Source organism: Dyadobacter fermentans DSM 18053 (genome assembly GCF_000023125.1).
Taxonomy (GTDB): Bacteria; Bacteroidota; Bacteroidia; order Cytophagales; family Spirosomataceae; genus Dyadobacter; species Dyadobacter fermentans.
The window spans coordinates 5,454,761-5,470,670 of sequence record NC_013037.1 but is presented as its reverse complement, the minus strand read 5'-3'; the positions used below and the strand labels follow the sequence as shown (position 1 = coordinate 5,470,670).

13 protein-coding genes are annotated in these 15,910 nt (G+C 51.4%); 4 read left to right on the top strand and 9 right to left on the bottom strand.

Translation table 11 applies throughout. The annotated features are described in order from the left end of the window. Window positions 1–254 precede the first annotated feature (254 nt). The 3 genes from DFER_RS22575 to DFER_RS22565 all read right to left on the bottom strand — a co-directional run bounded on the left by DFER_RS22575 (window position 255) and on the right by DFER_RS22565 (window position 4,939). Window positions 255–1,490, bottom strand: a complete 1,236-nt coding sequence (locus DFER_RS22575; RefSeq protein WP_015813975.1) for a DUF6786 family protein — start codon at window positions 1,488–1,490, stop codon at window positions 255–257. A 2-nt stretch (window positions 1,491–1,492) separates the two neighbouring features. Beyond that, complete coding sequence (rhaT, locus tag DFER_RS22570) at window positions 1,493–2,575, bottom strand: L-rhamnose/proton symporter RhaT (protein ID WP_015813974.1); 1,083 nt, start codon at window positions 2,573–2,575, stop codon at window positions 1,493–1,495. An 84-nt stretch (window positions 2,576–2,659) separates the two neighbouring features. Then, window positions 2,660–4,939, bottom strand: a complete 2,280-nt coding sequence (locus DFER_RS22565; protein WP_041735434.1) for an FG-GAP-like repeat-containing protein — start codon at window positions 4,937–4,939, stop codon at window positions 2,660–2,662. 90 nt (window positions 4,940–5,029) lie between these two features. On the opposite strand from DFER_RS22565, the gene DFER_RS22560 reads away from it, so the two are divergent. The 3 genes from DFER_RS22560 (at window position 5,030) to DFER_RS22550 (ending at window position 7,805) form a co-directional block, all read left to right on the top strand. Further along, window positions 5,030–6,334 (top strand): UDP-N-acetylmuramoyl-tripeptide--D-alanyl-D-alanine ligase, encoded by a 1,305-nt coding sequence (locus DFER_RS22560; protein WP_015813972.1) that lies wholly within the window; start codon window positions 5,030–5,032, stop codon window positions 6,332–6,334. A gap of 219 nt (window positions 6,335–6,553) precedes the next feature. Further along, a complete protein-coding gene (locus DFER_RS22555; RefSeq protein ID WP_015813971.1) occupies window positions 6,554–7,105 on the top strand; it encodes a peroxiredoxin in 552 nt (183 codons plus the stop codon). A 109-nt stretch (window positions 7,106–7,214) separates the two neighbouring features. Further along, window positions 7,215–7,805 (top strand): carboxymuconolactone decarboxylase family protein, encoded by a 591-nt coding sequence (locus DFER_RS22550; RefSeq protein WP_015813970.1) that lies wholly within the window; start codon window positions 7,215–7,217, stop codon window positions 7,803–7,805. 123 nt (window positions 7,806–7,928) lie between these two features. On the opposite strand, the gene DFER_RS22545 is transcribed toward DFER_RS22550, so the two are convergent. From DFER_RS22545 to DFER_RS22525, 5 genes are all read right to left on the bottom strand, one after another. Next, window positions 7,929–8,756 carry a TapB family protein gene (locus DFER_RS22545; protein WP_015813969.1) on the bottom strand — a complete coding sequence of 276 codons (828 nt, stop codon included), beginning with the start codon at window positions 8,754–8,756 and terminating at the stop codon, window positions 7,929–7,931. 24 nt (window positions 8,757–8,780) lie between these two features. Next, on the bottom strand, window positions 8,781–9,851 hold the full coding sequence (locus DFER_RS29315; RefSeq protein ID WP_015813968.1) for a DUF8737 domain-containing protein: 1,071 nt from the start codon (window positions 9,849–9,851) through the stop codon (window positions 8,781–8,783). Window positions 9,852–9,860: 9 nt separating this feature from the next. Continuing rightward, a complete protein-coding gene (locus DFER_RS22535) occupies window positions 9,861–11,327 on the bottom strand; it encodes a right-handed parallel beta-helix repeat-containing protein (protein ID WP_015813967.1) in 1,467 nt (488 codons plus the stop codon). Window positions 11,328–11,475: 148 nt separating this feature from the next. Next, the gene (locus tag DFER_RS22530; RefSeq protein WP_015813966.1) at window positions 11,476–12,198 is read right to left on the bottom strand and encodes a LytR/AlgR family response regulator transcription factor; all 723 of its coding nucleotides are present in this window, start codon (window positions 12,196–12,198) and stop codon (window positions 11,476–11,478) included. A 5-nt stretch (window positions 12,199–12,203) separates the two neighbouring features. Next, window positions 12,204–13,301: a sensor histidine kinase gene (locus tag DFER_RS22525; RefSeq protein ID WP_015813965.1), complete on the bottom strand. Its 1,098-nt coding sequence runs from the start codon at window positions 13,299–13,301 to the stop codon at window positions 12,204–12,206. 301 nt (window positions 13,302–13,602) lie between these two features. Here DFER_RS22525 and ahcY point away from each other — a divergent pair, with 301 nt between their 5' ends. Continuing rightward, on the top strand, window positions 13,603–14,919 hold the full coding sequence (ahcY, locus tag DFER_RS22520) for an adenosylhomocysteinase (RefSeq protein WP_015813964.1): 1,317 nt from the start codon (window positions 13,603–13,605) through the stop codon (window positions 14,917–14,919). 78 nt (window positions 14,920–14,997) lie between these two features. Here the strand turns inward: ahcY and DFER_RS22515 are convergent, their stop codons facing one another. Then, window positions 14,998–15,873, bottom strand: coding sequence for a mechanosensitive ion channel family protein (locus tag DFER_RS22515; protein WP_015813963.1), 876 nt, complete (start codon window positions 15,871–15,873; stop codon window positions 14,998–15,000). Between the last annotated feature and the right edge of the window lie 37 nt (window positions 15,874–15,910).

Below are 15,910 nucleotides of genomic sequence, written 5' to 3'. Positions count from 1 at the left end.
AAATGTCAACTCAACCCGCTTGAATCCCAAAGCCGGTACCCAAGCGGCAGTTTTGGGTTACTAACCGGGACAACCACTAGGTATTGGTGATAGATTTTCTAGCAAACTTTCACCAGTATGCAAATTACCAACAATCCGGCCGACGAACTATCGCATGCCACACAAGAGAATGGAGTGCTTAACGAATGTTACTATACGCGAAATGGATTATAGTTGATTTCGCACCCTAATTGCTATACCAAACCATCATACTTTTATTCAAAAATCACTCCCAACCCCTCTATTTCCACCCCCAGCACCTTCCGGGCTATCTCACCCAATGCCGCCTTGTCTCCCTCAAAATGAAACGTGCTCTGCCGGTGCGTGATGGCTTCGCCTTCCTCCAACGCCTTCACCGATGAGTTCGATTCCAGTTCGTAGAATGGGCCCATTTGGGTGCCGTCGGCGAGCTTGCCGTCGTTGTAGGCATTCAATGCGTCGCCCTTATAGGGGTCTTTGTGCAGTTCCCAGGTGGATTTCATGTACTGGCCTTGCGGGTCGAGGTCGAACTGGATGATGGTGAGGATGCCTTTTTCGGCGTCGTAACTGCCGGCGACGTTGCGGGCGGATTTCGGGGCGATGCCGAGCTTGCTGCGGTGTTTGCCGTCGGCTTTCAGGAACAACGTCGAGTCTTTGATCGCGAGCCGGTCGGTGGGGATTTTGCCGAAATAGTCGTCGGTGATGAGCGGCTTTTCAGATTGACCTTTGGAAAATGGCGCAATAATGGTCGTCTGGTCGGAAGGGCGGAACATGCCCAGCAGCCAGATGCCCAGCATGCCGGTTTCGGGTTTCCAGGTCTCGGCTTTGTTGGTAGCCGAATTGGTGGAACGGTAGGCAACGGCCTTCACGCCATCCAATGCAGGAAGGTCGAGCAGCTTGGCTATGCTTTGCCGTGTCAGCATCTCGACTTTCCGGTTGATTTCGATTGTGAATGTTTTGCCCGAATAGTTCTCGATCGTCGCAGTCACCTGAAATTGCACAGATGCTGCGTCCGATTCCACCACCGGGTAGGAAACGGTGTCGATCAGCGCCGGCGTTTGCCAATTTTCGAAGTCGAACGGCTTGCCTTTTTTGAAATACACCGAAAACTGGCCGCCCTCGGGAGAAAGCCAGAAACGCTCTTCGCCGCCGAAGCCATTCATATGCGGCTGATAACGGCCACTTTCAATCAGCGCGTAGTTGATCCAGCCGTAGCTGTTACCACCGTCGCCATTGGCTGTGCTCGTCATGACCCGCCCCTGATAGTCGGGGATAACAATGGCCTGCGCATTTGCATTATCCGGCGCGGACAATACCACCGCTTCTTTGTATTTCTTCAAAAATGCCAGGTCATACCCGAATGTGCCGGCGTCCTGCGTTTGCTCTTTTTCCACTTTACCGTTTTTAGTGTTCGACTGACAGCCCATTATAGCCGCCATCGTTGCCAAAATGATCGGATAATGCGCTTTCATGGCTATTCTTTCAAATAATTGCCATAACCGACAATCAGCACCGACAGGATGATCACCAGAATACCCATGAAGATCGAGGAAATGGTCTTTTTACTTACTCCTTTCCACTCTTTCAGGACTAGTCCCCAGGAATTAGCGATAAGTATAATGAATGCCATGTGCAAAATCCACGAGCTCGGCCCGTTGCCTAACTTGCTCTCTCCCATGCCATAAAAGAAGAATTGCAGAAACCAAGTGGTGCCGGCCAGCGCCGAAAAAATATAGTTCGAAAGCAGCGGCGTCGAGCTGTCGGTGTAGTTGCCGAAGGTCTTGTTGCGCGCATTGAGGAGCATACACCAGATGAAATTGGTAGTAAGGCCGCCCCAGAGAATTACGACGTAGGTTACATTGTTTTGGAATAAAAATTCGCCCTGCCCCGGGTTGGCCGCTTTCCAGATTTCGTTCGCTTCCTCGGCCATTACTTTGCCAGCGTCGATCCCGAAGGCGAAGCATGCGCTGAGAATACCGGAAATAATGGAAACGGTGAGCCCAAGGCCGATTTTAAACTCTGTGTTATCCTCCGCCCCGCGACCGGATTTCCGCAGATCGGCGTCTTTCATGGCGCCCGCTTTACCGCATATAATGATACCGATCACGCACACCAGCAAGCCGATGAGCACCCATTGTCCCCACGCATTGCCAAGTAGCATCGAAATGGTGTCCTTCCCCGGCTGCGGGTTGAATTCGTAATACACCGAGGGTATTAATGCCCCGAAAACCGAACACAATCCGAGGATGATGGAACTGCCGAGCGCGACGCCCAGGTAACGCACACCCAGCCCGTACGTGAGGCCGCCTATGCCCCAGAGGACGCCGAAAAAATAGGTCAGAAAGAGTATGCCGCCGTTGGTATGGGCGATGATTTCGGTGTAGCCCGGAATGGTGAGATATGCTGCGAGCGGCGGAACGATCAGCCAGGAAAAGACCCCTCCAACGATCCAGTAAGACTCCCAGGCCCAGCCTTTTACCTGCTTGTAAGGAATATAAAAACTACCGGAGGCAAAGCCGCCGATGAAATGAAAGATAACACCCAGAAGAGCTTGCATGAATATTTTTAAATTTTATCATGTAAAGGCGTTCTTCCGGGTATCTACTGCCAAAACGGCCAAGTCTTTGAACCGCGGACACCCTCAGTCTCCTACCACCACTTTCCTCACCACCCGGCTGTTACCCGTTTTCAGCTCTACCAGGTATAAGCCCGCAGGCCATTGCGCGGTGGATATCTGCAAGGTTTCGTTTGCCCGGATACGGCGGTTGCGGAACATCGGCGCGCCGCCTGCCGTGAGCACATTGAAGGTGCCGGTTTTGGAAGCATATACTTTGAAAAATCCGACCGAAGGATTGGGAAAAACTTTCACTTCACCCACATCGCCCGGCTCCACGCCGGTTACCGACACAGGCAAGATGTTGGTCAGCAAACGCACGCCGCCCGCATTGTTGCCGATCGCGACATCGGGCTTTTTGTCGCCATTCAGGTCGGCCACGGCCAGGGCCAGGTAGTTGCCGAAATGGACGTTGCCGGCCTTGCCGTTGACGCTCAGCAAAGAGCCGTCGCGCTCCGTCCATTTGCCCCAATCGGCGTTGCGGAACACGCGGATCGAGCCGGTATGGTCTACGGTGGCGAGATCGGGCTTGCCGTCGAGGTCAAAATCGGCGACGGCTACCTGCGAAAAGCGGCCCGCAAAGTTGATTCCCACGCCTGCAAACGAGTCCGTTTCGAGTTTGAATGTGTATTGGGTGTTGCTTCCGGTGTTGGTGTAATAGTAAATGTTGCCCTGCGTTTTTCCGACGAGCAGGTCGAGGTCGCCGTCGCCGTCGGCATCGTAGAAATACGGCGAGTCGCCGATTTGCAGCTCAACCGGCAATGCAATGCTCACAGCGTCGGCTACATTCAGCTGTGCTGCGCCGCTATTGGTGCCTTTGTTGGGAATGTAGCGGTATTCGAGTTTCAGCGTGGCTCCGGCCGTGGCGGCAAAACCAAGGTCGGGCACGCCGTCGCCATTGAAATCAGCCCATTGCGGTTTGATATTGTAAACAGAAAGTTTGGAAAGCAATTCGAGGTAATCCTGGGATTCTACTGTAAAATTCGGTTCGGCAGGTGTTCCGTTGTTTTTCAAATACCACAAACTCCCTTTAAAACCGTTTTGCACCGGATTGCCGCCTGTGCCGATGAGCATGTCCAGGTCGCCGTCGCCGTCCATGTCAAAGAACGCAGGTGCTGCATTTTCACCCACGTCGATCATGTTGTCTTGCAGGAAATTCTTTTGAACCAGTTTAAAAACAGGCTTGTCCGATGTGCCTTCATTATGGTAATACCAGCCGGAAGACTTGAAATCGGTCCGGTTGATATCGTTCGCCGGAATGCTCGGGGCGATCAGCAGGTCTTTGACATTATCAAAATCCACATCCTCATAAAAACCGGCCGGAAAAATGTGCATAACCACCGGATCTACCGCCGGATAAGTGTTACTGAAACCGGTAAAATTGGCAATGATACCTTTTGCCGAATTGGGCAGGAAAGAAATATGGTCGTTGCTGACGTGCCCGGCGAGCATGTCTTTCGTTCCGTCGCCATTCAGATCGTGCAGAAGAATGGAATTGCCCGCGTGCAGAATGCGGCCGTTCGAGGGATCTTCCGCAGTGCGTCTGTTGGAAGGATTGGTCACGACGTCACAGTCCACGCCCACTACAAAATCTTCGCCGTTGCCTTTGTGGAAATTCCCCCAGCAATCGCCATTGCGCTGAAAAACAGGGCTTGCCTGCGTGCCGAGGCTGTCGGCCACGCCGAATTTTTCCATGCTCAGGTTCTGGTGCAGTTCAATGTAAGTCCCCGAAAAATCAAAGGTTAGTAAGTCCAGGTCGCCGTCGTCGTCCACGTCCGTAATCGCCGGAATGTCCGTTCCCGACACCTGCATATTGATATTTCCTGAAAAACCTTTGGTATACAACACTTCACGCATTTGCTTAAAGGCCCAGGTATTTCCCGTTTTCACCTGCTGGTACACCACAATGCCGAGCGACGTGCTCGCGAAGAGATCTTTCAGGCCGTCGCCATTATAATCGGCCAGGATCATCCAGTTATCCACCGGTGGAAATAAGGTTTCGTAATAGGGTGCATGAATGAACGTTTTTTTACCTGGATTCCGGGGGTCGGGACCGGCGAGGAAGGTGGTTACCTTGCTGTTCGTGCGGTCGTAAACGACGAGGTCCTCATCGGCGTCGTTATTCAAATGCATTTTCAGGAATTGCGATGCATTCAGCCCTCCACCCCACGGGTTCGTCATTTTTACGCCGCCTGCCGACACGCTGGTGAGCGTATCGAGCCTGAACCAGGCTTGCTGCGCCCGCAGTTGCGATGGCAGGTAAATACAGATGAGACAGAGTATAAAGGAGGTAAATTTGGTTCGCATCGTTGAGGAATAATCTGTTAGTTTTGCGGGCTTGTTCGTCCTAAACCTAACGAAATAAGCCAGCATTACTTTATAACCGACCGACATTTCATGTATACTTCCATAGAAACGCTTTACGATATCTACCGCAAAGGCGCCAAAGTTTCCACCGACACCCGCCAGATCACCGACGGCTGCATTTTCTTCGCATTGAAGGGTGATAAATTCGATGGAAACCAATATGCGGCAGAGGCACTGCAAAAAGGCGCGGCCTACGCCGTGGTAGACGACCCAACTGTGGCCAACGGCGACCGGTTTCTGCTTTTCGAAGACGGCCTCACGGCATTGCAGGACCTGGCGCGGCACCACCGCAAAACCCTGGACATACCGGTGGTTGCATTAACCGGCTCCAATGGCAAAACCACCACCAAAGAGCTGATCGCGAAGGTGCTTTCGATGAAGTTCAACACGTACGCCACGCGCGGCAACCTCAACAACCACATCGGCGTACCGCTCACGGTCCTGAGCATCGACCCGGCGAAGCATGAAATGGCGGTCATCGAAATGGGTGCGAACCACCAGCAGGAAATCGCATTGCTGAGCAGCATTGCACAGCCCACGCACGGCCTTATTACCAACATCGGAAAGGCACATCTGGAAGGTTTCGGCGGTGTTTCGGGCATCATTAAAGGCAAAGGCGAGCTGTTCGATTACCTTTCTAAAAAGAAGGGAACGGTGTTTGTGAACTCCACCCAGGACGTGATCATGGACATGGTGAGCAAACGCAGGGCATTTGGTGAGATCGTATTCTACTGTTCGGAAAACAGTCCCATTAACCCGACGCTGATCGAGGAAAACCCGAACGTGGTATTCAGCAACGGCGGCAAAACTGTAACCACCCATTTACCAGGAAGATACAATTTCGACAACATTTGCGCCGCATTGGCCGTAGGAAAGCATTTCGGTGTGGAGGATGCGGATGCCTACGAGGCGGTGGCGACGTACGAGCCGGACAATAACCGCTCGCAAATCGTCAAGAAAGGGACGAATACGGTGATAATGGATGCATATAATGCCAATCCATCGTCAATGGCCGCGGCGGTGGCCAATTTCGGGAGAATGGAAGCGGCACGGAAGATATTGATCCTGGGCGATATGTTTGAGCTCGGCGATGCCGCGCCGGAGGAACATTTGGCTTTGGGGAAACAGATTGCCGGTGAGAAGTTCGACGTCGTAATACTTGCCGGGAAACTCATGCAGCACGCACTGCCAGCATTGCCGAAAGCGTACTATTTTCCGGATAAATTCTCCTTGCATAACTGGATCATGGACAATCCGCAGGAAAATACACATTTCCTCATTAAGGGTTCCCGCGGGATGTCGCTGGAAACGGTACTCGGCGTGATGCCCGGTTGATAATTTAGAATTACAGTTATTATAAGTATAATTATATTGCAAAAATCTATATCATTATAACTAATATTTATAACATCTTCGTTCCTATAAATAAAATCAAATTCATTTGATTAAAACAACTCTTTCCTGGCATAATACCAGGTTCGAGTTTGACCCATGTACTCATCGTTCGTAGTTTTGTAACACAAAAAAATACAATTTATAAACAAACGAGCAATCATGGCTAATAGACTGTTATCGGTGGGATCGGAATTCCCTGAATTCAAAAAGACATCCGTAGTATCTCTTGAAAAAGGAAACGAATTCTACGATATTACCTCGGAAGACCACAAAAACGCTGGCAAGTGGATGGTCATGTTCTGGTGGCCGAAAGACTTCACTTTCGTATGCCCTACCGAGATTGCAGAGTTCAACAAACACACCGGCGACTTCGCTGACCGTGACACGATCCTGATCGGTGCTTCTACCGACAGCGAGTACGTGCACCTGGCATGGCGCAAAAACCACGACGACCTGCGCGACCTGCAATTCCCGATGCTGGCCGACACTTCGAAATCATTGGCAGAAGAGCTGGGTATCCTCGAAGCAAACGAAAAAATCGCTTACCGCGTAACATACATCGTTGATCCACAAGGCATCATTCGTTGGGTAAGTGTTAACGACCTTTCAGTAGGCCGTAACGTATCGGAAGTATTGCGCGTACTCGATGCGTTGCAAACTGACGAGCTTTGCCCTTGCAACTGGCAAAAAGGCGAGGCTACTCTCGCTTAATCAGCCTTTCCAAAGCAGTTCACAGCGGTCAGTCATTCGTACGCCGGTTCTGTGAACTGCTTTTTTTATCACCCACGGGAAAATCTTCCCACTCAAAATTCAGACAAACATGTATCCATTTGCAGCCACAGGGAACACGAAAGAGTCCCTGTATAAAGAGGTCAATTTGCCTGCGGAATTCGAGAGCGTGCTCATCAACAAGCTCGCGGCATTGGACCACCGTTACCTCAAAGACCTGAAAATCAATGTAGGTAATGTATTAAAATCCCAAACACTGAACCGCAAGGAAGCATTGCTGCTTGCATTGTCGGTTGCGGTGAATGAAAAAAACACGGCGCTGATCGCGGCGTTGGAAGAGCTTGCTGCGCAGGAAGGCGCGGACGAGAAGGAGATCGCGGAGGTAACAGCCTGTGTTTCACTCATGAATGCGAACAACGTATTCTATCGTTTCCGTCACTTCATGCACAAGGAGTTTTACGATAATGCGCCTGCGGGCATCAAAATGAGCATTATGGTGAACCCGGTGCTGGGCAAAGAGTTTTTTGAACTAATGAGCCTCGTCGTATCCGCGCTGAACGGCTGCGAAATGTGCGTAACCTCGCACGAGCAATCTGTGCTGAACCACGGCGGCACGCAGGCACGTATATTCGATGCGGTTAGGCTTGGAGCAATCTTCAAAAGCTTCGCTGTTTTGATATAAAACAAAACTAGCCAGGTCTTTAAGATCTGGCTAGTCCCAAATTATCCATCCTATTTCTCTATTGTTTCTCTTCTTGGGATGGGGCCATTCGTGCGTCAGCATGCACGAAGGCCACATATTGCATTACTCCACTTTACGCAATTCGGTCGTGGACGTTGTCTCCTCTCCTTTCTCAATCGACTTCACTACCCCTACGCCTGGTGCGGTCCAGAGCGTTACATTCACCTGCTCTGTGGAGATTTCAGGCTCGGTCACCTGCGTTTCGAACTTGGTATAAACCTCGTAGGAATATTCCCATTTCGTACATTTGAATTCGCCGGCAGGCGTGGTGATTGATTCTTCGGCTACCGCTTTGCCATTTTTGTAGGTCATACGTGCTTCCAGCCTGCCAAGGATCGAACCTTCGTCCTCTACCGGGATTTCCAACTCCATCACCACCTTAATCGGGTCGCCTTTGAAATTGAGCGCGCTGTTTACTTTTCCGTTATTTTCGAATAGCTGGTATTGCGGGAAGCCGGTTACTTTAAACTCAGTCACCTCTGCAATTTCACCGATCTGTGCTTCGAGCGCTTTAATGGCCGCCGGGTAAGGCAGCTCATTGGTGGTAGTTCCGCCTTTGGCATATGCCTTGGACACGAGCGTCATTTCTTCGCCGTCTTCCTTCACGATGTGGTTCACCGTGTGAACCTGCATTCCGGCAGAATCTTTGGAGCTGACAATTTTGGTGATCATATCGCCCGAACTGCCGTCCGAATCGGTCATTTTATAGCTGTAAGTCTTGCCTTTGGTTGGAATAAACACTTTCTCCGTGCCGCCGCCATCGCCGTCGCCGCCTGGTTTCGGATCGTCGTCGTCTTTACAAGCGGTGAAAGACATGGCCAGAACGGCCAGGGCCAATGCGGATTTCGCAAATCGGCCGAGGGTTATTGAGGGTGCAGTTTTAATTTTCATGGCAGTTTTAGATTTATTTAGATTTTAATTGATTTCGTACAGTTTGACGGCCGACTGGCCTGTCGTGTCTTTTTCAAGCTCTTTGCGGAGCTTTTCATTTAAATACTTCCTGACCGCAAGCTTCCGGACGTCGAGCAACTCAGGTTCGGTCGTTTCGGACACGAGGTGGTTGCTGTGTGCATAGTAGCGGACGATCGTCGATTTTTTATCGCGAGCCGTTTCCGCTACCCAAAACCCTTTTTCGGGGAACGGCTGCCGGGCAGAGCGCGGAGCCTTGCTCGCCGCCTGCTGCTGAATGCCCGCCGCGGCCAGGAAACCGGCCAACAGGCAATGTGTGATGATATTCATGGCTATCTTTCGTTTCATCTGAAAAAAATGGCTGATTACCGCCCGCCCCGAGCTCACGATCTTTGGCTCCTGCCAATGTGCCTTCACCAGGTTGCGGATCACCACGATGTGCGCACAAAGCAGCACCGGCACAACTACTCCGGGCAAAAGCACAAACGGGAACTGCAACACGAGGACATTAGGCTGGTCGAGGCCGATGGTCTGGAACAGTAGCGGTGCCGACAACACGGCGCGGAACACTTCATTGAGCAGCAGTCCGACGCACACGAAGTTCCAGGTTACCAGCCACCGCCATTTCATCCCGCTGCGCATGACCGCCAGGTAGTAAATGCAGGGCGTCGAAAGTCCGGCGAGCATATCGGGGTTACCACCTCCGAAAGTCATTTCGTAGGGCACCATTTTGTCGATAAACGACCAGTAGAGTACCACTTCGATAGGCGCCCTGACGACATGGATCATCGTGAGCAGATCCACATTCATCCGGTCCATGAGCGCTTTCCCGGGCCCGGTCAGAAACAGCCAGGCCATCAGGATAGCCGGTGGAACCACCACAAGGAGTAATCTGGGAAAAATGGTATCGGTAACCCGGAAGTATCCGGCCAGCGCAGCCCCGCATTGTATCGCGATCCAGATGGCGACCAGCGCGGCGAACCGGCCGGAGCCTTTCACAGCCTGATGGAAGGTAAATACCACCAGGAGTGTGATCAGGCCGAATATGGAACTGGCACAATACGTGGAGCTATCCATTGCGAACCGCTACTCTTTCAGCAACTTGGCTTGCGCGTTGTCTTTGAATGTGTTGACGGTTTCAACGTCGTCGTTCACAGTGGCCTGGTAGTTGACAAAGATGCCGTAGCCACCGCTGTTGGATATCACCGACTTGCGGATCGTCATGCGTGACTGGCCTCCGTAGATCGCGATGTTGGCCTTCTTGCCCGACACGATCGCGATGTTGCCGCCGCCCGACACCTCGGCATTTTCGATGATATTCTGGTCGCTGGTCGAGAAGCTCAGCAGGCCTTTCCAATAGGCAGCCGCATTCTCGGCGCCGCGGATGATGATTTTATTGGTTTCCGTGCCCACCGCGTTGAAATATCCGTCGTCGATGGTAATGGCGCCCGCGCGGTTTACTTCGATCGTCACGCCGGGGAGGAGCTTCCAGTTGGCATCGGAGGTAACGTGTTCGAGAATGCGGTAAGGTGTTTTGTCTTTAAAACCCTTCCAAATCACTTCCGCAGTAGCATTTTTAGGCAGCGAAGAGGCGGTGATCTCGACTACATTGCGGCCGTTGCCATTGGTGAATTTCGAATCTGTGTCGAGATTTTGCACGTTTTCGGCGCTGAGCAGCAAACCCGCTTCGGTATTGTCTTTGAAATTGTTCTTTTCAAATGAAGCCAGCGCCACGCCGTCCTGAATGTAGAGGCCGTAACCTGCATTCGCTTCGAACAAGCAATGCTTGATATTCACTTCCGCCTGGCTTCCCAGCACGGCCATACCAGCTTTGGTAGTGCTGAACAACGGCTTGCTTCCTGCGTGCAGCACTTGCACGTATTCAAGCGTGTTGGCGCTGCTCGACGAACGGAATGTTACGCCCGACCAGAAACCTTTGGTCGTTTCCTTTCCGATGAAACGGATCGGCTTGGCCGAATCGCCCTTTGCGAGGAGCACGCCGCCGCCGTCGTTGATTTCCAGACGCGTATCCCGTGCAAACGCGATCACAACGCCCGGCTTAATTTCCAGCTCCGCATTCACGGATACGTTCGCATTGACGATGTAGTCCGGAATGGCCGGGTTATCGATGCGGTCGTTCAGTGTCAGTTTGGCGCGGATCTGGGCGTCGATCACGATCGGCTCGATCACGGCCGCGGTGATCACGACTTTGTCTTTGCTTTGTCCGTTCGCATTGCTGATCGTCAGCTCCACTTCGTAGTCACCGGCCACATCGGCGGTGAAAGTTGGCTTGGCAGTGGTAGCCGATGCCAGGTTGGCGGCGCTACCGGCCGGTTTTTTGGTGAATGCCCAGCTGAAATCGAATGGCTTGTTCTCGCTGTCGGTAGAAGCGCTACCGTCGAGGGTTACAACAGAGCCTGCGTTTACATTCTGGTCCGCTCCTGCTTTGGCGGTCAATGTGTCGGATGGTGTTACATCTTCGTCTTCCTTGCAGCTACCCAGCAACAGGGCAAAGGACAAGGTCGCCCAAAGAATTCTTCTTGCTTTTAACATGGCTAATATTCCAAATGATTTAAATGAATTACATTCCATTTCTCAATGGCGCTGCAATTTTAAACCGATTTGGCGAGCCGGGGAAGCGTATGAAACCGAGTGTCGATTAACAGCGGGTTTTATCGACAAACGCCATTTGCAGCACCGTTTAAAAGGAGAGCTTGAAGCGGCGCTGGCAGTCGTTGCGGAAGTTACGGCCAATGGGCAACTCCTTTCCGTCGATTTCGAGCTTGTGCGAATGATAGCTTTCGACCTTGTCCACGGAGACGATGAAAGAGCGGTGAATGCGGATAAACCCGTCTTCGGGAAGCAATTCTTCCAAAAGGCTGATTTTTTGTTTTGAAATGAGGGCCTTGTCTTTCAAAACTACTTTGATGTAATCCCGCAAACTCTCGATCCAGTAAATGTCATTGACGTTCACTTTCACCATTTTACGGTCAACTTTTAAATACAAAAACACATCCTGGGTCGCCTGCGCGGCCTTTTGCGCCACTGAAACGGATTGGTTGGTGATGTTCAGCCCTGTAAAAACCTTGTCCATCGCGCGCAGGAAACGCTCGAAGGGAATGGGTTTCAGCAAATAATCCACCGCATTGAGGTCGAAGCCCTCGACGGCGTAATCCTGGTAAGCGGTGGTAAAAACGACTTTGGGCGGGTTTTTGAGGCTCCGGAGCAGGTCGGTACCTTTCAGTCCGGGCATTTTCACGTCGAGGAACATAAGGTCGATTTTCTGCTGCTGCAACACCTGAAATGCCTGGATCGCGTCCTGGCAGCGCGCAGCGACTTCAATTTCGGCGAAATTGGCGAGGTAGTTGTCCAGTATTTCGATAGCGTGGGGTTCGTCGTCCACGAGAATGGCCTTCAATTTCATAAATATCAGATTTCCAATCGTTTGTCCAGGTCAATTTCTAGGATCACGGCAAACACGTCCTCGTCATCCATGATTTTCAGGTTGTGCGCGCCCGGGTACAGGATCTCGAGCCGCTTGCGCACGTTGGCGAGGCCTATGCTCACGTGGTGCGGCCGGTCGTCCTGCACGGCCGTCTCGGGTTTGCTGTTCGAGATTTTGAATTTCAATGCATTGTTTTTCACCCTCAGGTCCATATTGATCCACGCCTGGCCGATCTGCTCGCTTGCGCCGTGCTTGAATGCATTCTCTACCAGCGGCAAAATCAGCAGCGGCGCAATTTTGTATTCAGGCGCTAATCCGTTGATGCTGAAATTAATGTCCAGCCGCTCTTCGTACCTGATCTTTTCAAGTTCAATATAACTTTTGAGAATACTAATGTCCCTTTCGAGCTGCACGATCTCCGTGTTGGCCTCGTAAAGCATGTACCGCAATATCTCCGCCAGGCCCATCACGACGCCCGGCGACTGCGGCGATTGTTTGAGGGTCAGTGCATACAGGTTATTGAGTGTGTTGAACAAAAAATGCGGGTGCAGCTGGCCTTTGAGAAAATTCAGCTCAGCCTCCATCGCCGCCTGCCTGCGATCGAACCACATTTTGAAAAACTTCACCGATAATGCGATCCAGACGAAAATATTGGTCTGCTCGAACGCACTGATCAGGTACGTCGGCTTCGCCAGCTGCTGCCGGAACGTCCCTTCGAGCTTCCGCCAGACGAACGTGGGATCGTTCTTTTTCACGGCGTTGTAAATGATCGGGTCCGCCACGAGTATTTCCATCAGCCTGAATGCGAGCGTCGAACCGACGACGATCAGCACGAAAAAAAGGACGAACTGCACATATTTCTTACGGTCGAAATACCGGGGGATGATCACGTAGGCGATCAGGTAGAAATAACCGATATGAATGGGCATGAACATTGCCACGATGCCGATCGTGAGCCAGTAATCGGGCATGCCTGCACCGTAAATGACCGTCAGGATCGTTAGTACGGCGAGCCAGAACAGGATGTGCAGTAAAACTCTTTTATGTTTGGTATAATTCAGGATCGGGGAAACCGGGCGCATGTAACAAAGATAAATATTTCGAAAGCCATTACCGGGTTTGAAAAGCATTGTCGACCAATGTCATACTATTGTCGACAAACGGCACTGCTGTGGGGTAATGATTTGGCATACAGACAAAATATCTCCGCCAACCGGTGAATAACCGGGCCGTCACTTCATAATGCGGCAATATGCGCGCATTGAAAGATAAAATATCCAAAATTGGCGCTCAAATCAGAATTTGTATCTGCAAATATTCCCTACGGTGGTTTTTCTACTTAGTTTTGTGGTAAAATCAAGATATTAACTAAACTGTAAAATAATGGCAACGTCAACCGAAACGTACATTCCGTACAAGGTAAAAGACATCTCGCTGGCCGAATGGGGCCGTAAAGAAATCACATTGGCAGAAGCTGAAATGCCTGGTTTGATGGCGATCCGTGCCGAATACGGTCCGTCACAGCCTTTGGCAGGTGCGCGTGTTGCGGGTTGCTTGCACATGACGATCCAGACAGCCGTTCTGATCGAAACCCTTACAGCTTTGGGTGCGGAAGTTACCTGGTCATCTTGTAACATCTTCTCTACGCAAGACCACGCCGCAGCGGCAATCGCAGCAGCGGGAATCCCGGTTTACGCGTGGAAAGGCATGAACGAAGAGGAATTCAACTGGTGTATCGAGCAAACTTTGTTCTTCGGCGAAGAGCGTAAGCCTCTTAACATGATCCTCGATGATGGTGGTGATCTTACCAACATGGTATTCGACGAATATCCTGAGCTGATCGACGGCATTAAAGGTCTTTCGGAAGAAACTACAACCGGTGTTCACCGCTTGTACGAGCGCTACAAAAACGGTACGCTTCACCTGCCTTCGATTAACGTAAACGACTCAGTTACAAAGTCTAAATTCGATAACAAATACGGCTGCCGCGAGTCATTGGTTGACTCTATCCGCCGCGCAACCGACCTGATGCTGGCTGGCAAAGTAGCAGTAGTAGCAGGTTACGGCGACGTAGGTAAAGGGTCTGCCGAATCACTCCGTGGTGCAGGCTGCCGCGTACTCGTTACCGAAATCGACCCGATCTGCGCATTGCAGGCTGCAATGGACGGTTTTGAAGTAGTAACAATGGACGAAGCTGCCGACCGCGCCAACATCTTCGTTACTGCAACGGGTAACTACAAAATCATCACCGACCGTCATTTCCTCAAAATGCGTGACAAAGCGGTAGTTTGTAACATCGGCCACTTCGACAATGAAATCGACATGGCTTGGTTGAACACGACTTACGGCCACACCAAATCGCAGATCAAACCTCAGGTGGATATCTACAATGTGGAAGGTAAAGACATCATCGTGCTGGCAGAAGGCCGTCTGGTAAACCTGGGCTGCGCAATGGGCCACCCGTCGTTCGTCATGTCCTGCTCATTCTCTAACCAAACGCTGGCACAGATCGAGCTTTGGACCAACACGGCTGCTTACGAGAAGAAAGTATACGTTCTTCCAAAAGCACTGGACGAGAAAGTTGCTGCATTGCACCTCGCACACGTAGGCGCAAACCTCGACAAACTGTCCGAGGAGCAAGCTGCTTACATCGGCGTTACTGTGGAAGGACCATTCAAGGCGGAAACTTACCGTTATTGATAATTAGGATTGATATTGAAAAGACCCCGCTGCGGATTCGTAGCGGGGTCTTTTTTGTACTTGAAAAATATAGTGATGCTAAGCTTCAGGCTTTCCTGGTGCTGGCGGCAACAGGTCAAGAGTCCTGGCAGGCGTTGGGAACGAGATATTGTTTTCATCAAATACCCGCTTCACAACCTTCATAGCTGCACTTTTCGCCGGACCGGGGCCGGTTTTGTCTTGTCTGATCCAGAAGAATATTTCAAAATCAATGCTCTTTTCGGTGAAACGGGTAAAATTGAGCTCTACGGCCTTCAACGGATCGAGGAATTCCAGTTTTCTGATTTCCCCCAATGCGAGGCTTTCCACCAATGCGAGGTCATCCTTGTAGCCAATGCTGCCCTCCATCCGTACACGTCGCTCGCCCGAGTGCGTGAAATTGACGATGGGCTTCTGAAAAATATCCTTGCTCGGCAGCTCCACCTGCTGCCCCTCGAAGTTGTCCAGCTTCACCGAACGCAGCCCGATGGACAGCACTTTGCCCGTATAACCATTCGTTTCGATCACATCGCCTACCTGGATCGGTCGCTGGATGGCGATGAATGCGCCGGAAATAAAATTGGTCGTCAGGTCCTGGAAAGCAAAGCCGAGTGCCAATGCCAGCACGCCTGCACCGGCAAGCAGCGAAGTGACGGTTTTATCCAGACCCAGCACACCCAACGCAAAGAAAAGGCCCGCGGCAACAATGGAAATGCGGATAATGGTGGATATCAGCCCAACCAACGCAATATTCTGGGAGGCGCGGCCCAAAATACGTTCCATGAACTTACCGCCCAGCGATGCCAGAAACCTGAAAACGACGAGGATCAGAATGGCGATAAAAATGTTGGGCAGCAGCCGGTAAACCTCCACCGTCCAGCGGTCGAGCTTGACGGCGATGGGGTCTATTATTCTGGAAATCTGAGCGAAAATCATGATAGCAACCAATACGGGTGGCCTTGTCAAACTAGTA